At 58.0% G+C, this 1,102-nt stretch carries 1 rRNA gene; it reads left to right on the top strand.

The features are described from left to right. Positions 1-1,028, top strand: a 23S ribosomal RNA gene (locus ABD785_RS41130); the annotation flags it as partial. Positions 1,029-1,102: the final 74 nt, after the last annotated feature.

Genomic DNA, 1,102 nt, shown 5'->3' on the forward strand with positions numbered 1-1,102 from the left:
CGAAGCTGAGAATCTAAGCGCCGGTAAACGGCGGTGGTAACTATAACCATCCTAAGGTAGCGAAATTCCTTGTCGGGTAAGTTCCGACCTGCACGAATGGCGTAACGACTTCCCCACTGTCTCAACCACAGGCCCGGCGAAATTGCACTACGAGTAAAGATGCTCGTTACGCGCAGCAGGACGGAAAGACCCCGGGACCTTCACTATAGCTTGGCATTGGCGTTTGGAATGGCTTGTGTAGGATAGGTGGGAGACTGTGAAGCTCACACGCTAGTGTGGGTGGAGTCATTGGTGAAATACCACTCTGGTTGTTTCGAACGTCTAACCCGCGCCCCTTATCGGGGTGGGGGACAGTGCCTGGTGGGTAGTTTAACTGGGGCGGTTGCCTCCCAAAATGTAACGGAGGCGCCCAAAGGTTCCCTCAGCCTGGTTGGCAATCAGGTGGCGAGTGCAAGGGCACAAGGGAGCTTGACTGTGAGACCGACGGGTCGAGCAGGAGCGAAAGCTGGGCCTAGTGATCCGGCACCTACGTGTGGAAGTGGTGTCGCTCAACGGCTAAAAGGTACCCCGGGGATAACAGGCTGATCTTCCCCAAGAGTCCATATCGACGGGATGGTTTGGCACCTCGATGTCGGCTCGTCGCATCCTGGGGCTGGAGTAGGTCCCAAGGGTTGGGCTGTTCGCCCATTAAAGCGGCACGCGAGCTGGGTTTAGAACGTCGCGAGACAGTTCGGTCCCTATCCGCTGCGCGCGTAGGAGTCTTGCGAGGATCTGTCCCTAGTACGAGAGGACCGGGACGGACGAACCTCTGGTGTGCCAGTTGTCCTGCCAAGGGCACGGCTGGTTGGCTACGTTCGGAAGGGATAACCGCTGAAAGCATCTAAGCGGGAAACCTGCCTCCAGATGAGGACTCCCTCCCCCGTGAGGGGGGTAAGGCCCCCGGCAGACTACCGGGTTGATAGGCCGGAGATGGAAGCACCGCAAGGTGTGGAGTCGACCGGTACTAATAGGCCGAGCGACTTAACCTCACACATCCCAACCTAGTCTTGCTTGTGTGCTCGCGTCCCTGTGCGGTTCCCAGAAAACAGCTGGCAACCGTCAC

The sequence above is a fragment of the Actinocorallia longicatena genome (genome assembly GCF_039534125.1).
Classification (GTDB): Bacteria; Actinomycetota; Actinomycetes; order Streptosporangiales; family Streptosporangiaceae; genus Actinocorallia; species Actinocorallia longicatena.